The sequence below is a fragment of the Streptomyces sp. T12 genome, from assembly GCF_028736035.1.
In the GTDB taxonomy this organism is placed as follows: Bacteria; Actinomycetota; Actinomycetes; order Streptomycetales; family Streptomycetaceae; genus Streptomyces.
Genome location: NZ_CP117866.1, coordinates 11354782 through 11360781, shown reverse-complemented (window position 1 = coordinate 11360781; position 6000 = coordinate 11354782). Strand labels below are relative to the sequence as shown.

General features: G+C 59.1%; 1 protein-coding gene. It reads right to left on the bottom strand.

Features of this window, described 5'->3' with window-relative positions; genetic code table 11:
* Positions 1 to 4291 precede the first annotated feature (4291 nt).
* Positions 4292 to 4651 carry a hypothetical protein gene (locus PBV52_RS50820; RefSeq protein ID WP_274249183.1) on the bottom strand — a complete coding sequence of 120 codons (360 nt, stop codon included), beginning with the start codon at positions 4649 to 4651 and terminating at the stop codon, positions 4292 to 4294.
* Between the last annotated feature and the right edge of the window lie 1349 nt (positions 4652 to 6000).

Genomic DNA, 6000 nt, shown 5'->3' with positions numbered 1-6000 from the left:
CATGGCTATGTTGAAACGCCGTGCAGTATCGATAATTGAACACCACAGTACCGTCTGAGCTGTAGAGCTGCTCCGTTGCTGGCACGGCCGCCCGTGGGCTGCCTGCTTAGACTTTCAAGCTTGGGCAGTTTCCAGGATATAAAGGAAATTAGAGATTCGAAATATCGTACGCGACGGTACACGCTCATTACAGCGCTGTATTGGTCCACTGGGCACCATCGCGATGAGATCCAGCCCTGAAAAGATCATACTGCGAGACAGACGCTCACTGGCTGACATCTACGAGTACGCGGCTGCTCGCTGATTGAGATCATCGCGGCGTTGACTGATGAGATCCACGCCTTCGAGGAGGGAGACCTGCCCCGCCGGCTGTGGCGCGTCACCCAGACCCTGCCTCACACAGGTATTGCCCGTCATCAGGCGGTACACGCCTCTTCAGCGTCTTCGATCAACACACAATATACAGCAGGCCTGCTGCATACAATCAGCCACGATTATCCGGTTACGTTCGTTCTTCATGATTGGCCTCCGGCGTAAGGGGCCGAGACGTGAGCAGTTGGTGCTGTCCGGAAGTTCAAGTAATTACGCTGGCAGCTGTCGAGAGCTGCTCCATGGGTTCCCAGTTTTCACGGCATCTGTACCACATGGACAGCCATACACGACATGTTTGCACGATCATTGAGCCCCGCTGACGACAGGCCCACGACATGTCTATCAGCGAGATACCCACAGATCTGCGCAGCGTTTCCACAGCGTTTGTCGATACCAGCCCAGTATCCGCTCGTCTCCCATCAGCGTATCAGGCGTCGTCAGTCGGTTAATGTGCGCCACGCCGACAGCTGAAGGCCTGATCGCAGCCAGAGGAGAAACAGCATTGATGCCTGGAACTACCGGCGCCCGCACGGAAGCTGACTAACGCAGAGATCATCCACCGTACCCATCTGTCGGTGTGGTCGCGTCGTTCGGGTCCAGGATACAGGACGAAGAGCTGAAGACCGCCAGCCCGTGAGGACCTGAACCGACGAATGAGAAATGACGGCATCTTCACAGGCAAATTAACATTACCAATCATTACGAACATGTCTCGACGCCATCCGAGACAGTACCAGATTTATAGGACGTTAGCCATCGACACGCTTTGTTATGATGGTATTTCCGCCGCAGCACTGCGCCTGCGCGTAATGATGGAGCTGGTCCGGCCACTGTTCCCGAAGCGACAATTTGTCTGCGTTGCGTGTTACATTACTGCGGGGAGCAGCGTCTCGAAATCTTCCAGAGTAGCTACCGTAATGGGATGCAATCTGCCGCCGCGCCAGGCCAGATCCGCTGAAAGCGCCGCCGCGCCTGGGGGAGCATGAGCATGGATAGGCTACGGTCACGCTTGAAGTATGCGTAGGTCGCCGACCGGTACGTACAGGGAATATGCGCCCGCATTCACGCCGCTGCTTCGCCGGAGAGAATTCCGACATCGTTCCTGCGGGTCTAAGGATCGCGCCAGCTCACGCTAAATACACGATCGCCGCGCATAAGCCGGGCGAGGGAGATGACCGGTGGCCGAAGTCGCTCCCAGTTGCGGCATTCTCTGGCAATCAAATAGGGGGGTGACGGTCTGGGCCGGCGTAAAGGCGGTAGTCGCAAGTCGCCAGATCGTTCGCGTGGTGATTAATCATAGCGCCGGCGCTGGAGCGCCCGCGGCGGAACGTATCGCGCCGTAGTCAATTTCAGCCAGCGCCAGGATACGGCATCGAGCCGCTTAGTCGAGCGTGATACCCTGTGGAGATCGCGCGATCATGGCCCAGGTAGCGTACGGCCTCCTTCAGCCATTCGATCATCACGCCCGGGGCGGAGGATCTCGATCCTTCAGCATTGGAACGCGGTGTTGCTCGGTACAGCAGGGAGCCGGCGGAATCGTGCTCGTCGCCTTCGCAGTATCTGGTTCAGCAATGGTTACAATCCGAGGAGACGGGCAGAAGCCGCCAAAACTTGGTTCCGCCAGTTGGCGAAGCATTATGGAACCCGGCGGTGGCATCACTACTGGCTGCCGCGTACCGGCGTCGACCAGGCGCCGATCGCTGCTGCGCGTTCAACGGCGTGGAGCGAGGTTCGCACGGTAGTCCAGAAGATGCCGCGCTTCATCACCAGGCCGATATCGGGGTGACCGCTCCGCGCAGTTCTGGAGGACGCCGTCGACGAAGTACCGTTGATCCATCTACGCAGGGTCGTCGATGTCGCAGGGGGTCTGGTCCGTGGCCGTTGGCATATTTGCGTCGGCGGTGCCGATAAGCCTGTTGTTTCGCCTGCTGACTGTACTCGTTGGCCAAAGACCCGGCCGCCACGTTACCGGTTTCAGCCTGATAGCGCCGCGGCGGATTGCACAATGGCCGTTTGAGTTAAACCGGCTCCTTCCAGATTCCGCCAGGAGCTGATCCGGTATCTGATCAGCCGGCCCCGAACTCGGCGCACCGGTCGAAACTCCCAGCAGGCTTCAGTTCCAGCGAGACAGGGGCCACGAAGGAAACAGCTCCCGGCGACCAAACAGATGACGTTGCTGTCATCGGCGAGTCGCGTCGCTGTACAGTGCCCGGATTCATGGCCAGGCTGCCTGGAATAAAGCCACCTGGGCCGTTCATCAGGATCCCGCCGATCTTTCCTGCGGGAAGACGAGACGCCTTCACATCAACAACGCGAAGGCGACGTCACAAGCTGTCAACGGTACGAGGCGTTACAGAGGCATCGAGCCATACATTTTTATCTCGCTGCCGGATTACGCTGTCATCCGCCTTCACCGAAGAGCCGGATGATGAGACGGTTGATAACAGCACTTCGTTCGAAAATGCACGATAAAAGCCGAAAGAGGACGTAAGATCACGGTGTGTAGATTCGACCCGTTAGCGATGCCTGGTAACGGACTGTGGGTGCAGTTACATAAATAGAGGCAGCCTGCCGAGTTAACGACAGATTTGATGGTGCCTACCAGCTGGCCACTGAGCTGAGGCCTCTGCGCAAGCCGCAATAACTAACGCTGGCGGAGTTTTCTGGGCGCGACTCATCGAAGTAAACATCCACACTCGCGGACAGATTGGCGTCTGCCTTCATCTGCGTGAAATCGGGCGATCACAGCGTTCACTACCACTTCCTTCGCTGCGGCGTTTATCGCCGCTGTGGTGGACCCGCCGCTGTTGTAGCGCCCACCTGCGCCTGCATAAGCACATGGCGCCATGTGTTTCCGTCACGAGCGTTCACTGCGACAGGCGCGGCGGTCGCGTGACTGCCACCTGGTCGCACTGCGTCAGCACCCTGCCTGAGGCGCCACGCACGCGAACGAGGCCAGATGAACGACCGTACCAGCTCGCTTCATTCACGGTGGTATCCGTAGTTCCGCCACGTCATCATCATCAGAGCTGAAATGGCCAACAATTTCGCTGCGTTTGTACTGGCCCGGTATCGAAAACGGTGTCAGGCACCTGCAGAGGCACCCGCCGCGTCGAGCGGTCAATTTGCGGAAACGATCAGGCTGCGCTTGCGGCGGGGTCACAGCTGCGTCGCTCATGCTGTGATTTCGGCGGCGGTATCGCCGCGTCGAGTTGGTGGAAGGGCGGAACGATGTAGCCGGCTGGTTCATCGCGAAATTGAACGTCGGCGGGCCAGCGCAGGGCCAGGCAGCGTAGCCGCTGATCGCCGCGCACGGCGAGGGTTCAGATCATCGCCGATGACCCAGGTTGCCGGCGGGCGCGCCTTCGGCGAGGGATGTTAACAACGGCCCGGCGGCGGTCATGACGCGAATGCGGCGGCGTCGGTGATACCGGAGGAGGGCGAGTATCTGGAGATCAGCGACACGGCGATGATGCCGGCGATGAACATACGTCAATGACGCTGTCATCATCGCGAGCAGCGTATCGCGGCGCGTTTATCGAGATGGTGACGGCAGAAGGCGCCTGAGACACATACGTTTCACTGTCGACGTCGGCTCAACGCGATGGCGACAGAGGACGGCGGGTGACGATTCCACCGGGTGTACGCGCGCCCCAGTCGCGACGCGTGATGACACGTCAACGGTACTGAACGCCGATCAGCCACAAAGCCAGGGGCCTGGCCCGCCCATGAGGAATGACGCTGCGATCGTAGTGTGATTACGGTACGCTAAGCGTACGGCGGTGTGGACCCGTAGGCCGCGCCGTATTTGCGATAACACAGTTAATCATGTCACCAGCCCGACAGACTCCGCATTACAAAGGAAACAAACAGGATCTGCCAGATCACCGGTCTGCCTTCCGCTCCCACCCACCATCGTTTATTTAATTCCGGCGCAGTGAACTACGCGATCATCTTCGAGGAAGTATTGAATCATCGCGTTGAGCCAATCAGTTGTTACGCGACCAGCGGATGATTGCTGAATGAGCAAACACTGATGGCGACCTTCGTAATGCGCAAGGCAGGGGCTTTCCATCATGCGGGATGGATTACCGTCAGAGTGATCGCGATTATCCACGAAAATACAGCCGAGCAGGCATAATTCACCACGCATGGAGTCGCCAGCCACTCGGTGCTGCGTTTCGTCATTCGCAGGCGATCGGCATACTGAAGATGCCACGATCAGCAGTGTCGCCAACGGCGACACCGCTCCGGCCGCCAGTGCCGCGATCGCCGGCACGTACGCCAGGCTGGAAGTTCTTCAGCACATACCTTCCATCAGGTTTGCTCGGCATTACTGGAAGCACGTATCCACTGGTGGCGCAGCAATGCGTTCGACGCGACGGCGCCAGTTTCTCCGTCGCGTTCTTCACGCCCCATCGTCTTCCCGGTATTGTTACCGGTATCGCAGGCACCAGACGATGGCACGGTACGATCACCGAGGCACTTCACTGCCAGCGCTGTCGTCGATACATCGACGCTACGACTGATTTAGGCGTCGCCGCCTGGGCAGACGAGGCAGGACAGTCACGACACCGCCTCTTACAGTTAGAGCAGATCGCGGAAATACGCCCACCACGGACTCGAGGTAACGCCGATATCGATCATCGAAGTGTCTGCCGCCAATACCGGATCACCGTCAAGGCTGCTGGCCATGTACGGTGTACCCGCCTGCGTTCCGGGTTTGCCGGTGGTGCTAAAGGCTTCGTGATCAGCTGCGAGGCGGTTCAGCTCCGGGTGCAACCGCCCGTGCGGGGTCCACCGGATGCAGAGAGGTCACCGGTAGCCGTACGCGCAGGCCTGGTGGTGTCACCAGAACGGCTTCATTTTATCTGCCTGGGAAGTTAATTAGTACTGCCGCCGGCACCAGATTTGCGGCTTCGCCCGTGGCGCACTGTCGGTCATTTCGTTACGCTGCCGGCGGGTAATGCGCGATTTATGGTGCCGCGCCGGACGCTGGCCCAGTTTCATGCCGCTGTCTTCGCTTGGTCTGCTGCAGAAGCCTGATTGCCCAGTGCGTATCGCTCACCGCCAGCCGTCCTGGAGGCGCCGGGTAGGTCCCGGGCTTAGCACGGCGTCTGGAGGTTGTCGATGCGGCAGGGGTGCCGCTCAGGGGGACAGCGCGTGATCAAAAATTTGTTAACGCCTGATGCGGGATCAAGAAACACCGGGTGATCGTTTACCGGGTATATGACGGATGGGACAGATGATTGCTGCTGGTGAGGCACGCCTTCGGTTTTCGTTCGGCGCCTGGCAGATAATCACAGGCACATCATCTTCATGTCGGCTCGCTCCAGCGGATCGGCAGATAAGCCGCGACCATCTGATAGGGGATCCGTACTTCGTTCCAGCAGCCGGTCGAAGATCATTTCAGGCGGTTGGCGGCGTGCCGCCAGCTGGCGGAGCGTCCGATCCTGCGCAGGATCTTCGCCGATCAGCGCTAGGCCCGTCGGACGGGGCGGTTTGCGCGGTTGCGGTCATATCAGGCCCGGCGCCTGCACCATCCACAATGTTCCAGGCAGAGCACGGCACCGACATCAGGCGGATCGCCGCGTACAGATCACTTTGTTTTATAGATGTAATTTCAGT